This window comes from Streptomyces sp. SID11385 (genome assembly GCF_010548245.1).
Classification (GTDB): Bacteria; Actinomycetota; Actinomycetes; order Streptomycetales; family Streptomycetaceae; genus Streptomyces.
The window spans coordinates 1-715 of sequence record NZ_JAAGLR010000802.1 but is presented as its reverse complement, the minus strand read 5'-3'; the positions used below and the strand labels follow the sequence as shown (position 1 = coordinate 715).

At 77.5% G+C, this 715-nt stretch carries 1 protein-coding gene; it reads left to right on the top strand.

Annotation, left to right across the window (positions count from 1 at the left end; all coding sequences use genetic code 11):
* Positions 1–342: helix-turn-helix domain-containing protein (locus G3I42_RS24590; protein ID WP_164289383.1), on the top strand; the 342-nt coding region annotated here is incomplete at its 5' end.
* Between the last annotated feature and the right edge of the window lie 373 nt (positions 343–715).

The window sequence follows — 715 nt, the reverse complement described above, 5'->3', positions numbered from 1 at the left end:
GCGGCGGCGGCGCGCGCGGCGGCGGCCGAGCCGGTGCTGGGCCCGGTCGCGCAGTGGTCGGCCGTCGGCCCGTACCGTCTCCTGACCGCGCTCCCGCCCGGCGCGGCGCACGATCCCGTCCTGCGCGACCTCCTCTCCCCCGCCCACGCGGAGCTGGCCCGCACGGTGGAGGTCTTCCTCGACCACGCGGGCCAGGCGGGCCGCACGGCGGCGGCCCTGGGCATCCACCGGCAGACGCTCTACTACCGGCTGTCGCGGGTGGAGCAACTGACGGGGCTGGACCTGGACGACGGGGAGCACCGGCTGCTGCTGCACATGGGGGTGAAGGCGGCGCGGTTGTGAGGCGGACCGCGGGGGTGGGGGCGGCCACGACGGGGTCCGGGGGCGGCATCGGAACGGCGCGTGATGCCGCGACGCGGCGTCCGGGTGGCGCGTGGAGACGCGGTGTGGCCTCCGGGTGGCGCGTGGGGGTCCGGTGCGGCGTCCGGGTGGCGCGTCGGGCGTGGGGCCCGCGTCCACTCCTCCGCCGGTCACTTTGTCAGGTCATATACGTTCATGACGGAAGGTGATGTCGCCGCAGTCCCCACCGCCCCCGCGCCGGGCCACGATCCTGTCGTTCGCCGTCTCGCCGAAGGGCTCGCCGCGCGCGGCGTCGCGCTCGCGGGGGCGCGCGTCCTGCTGCTGGGTCTCGCGGAAGGCCGCGGGGGCGACGCGT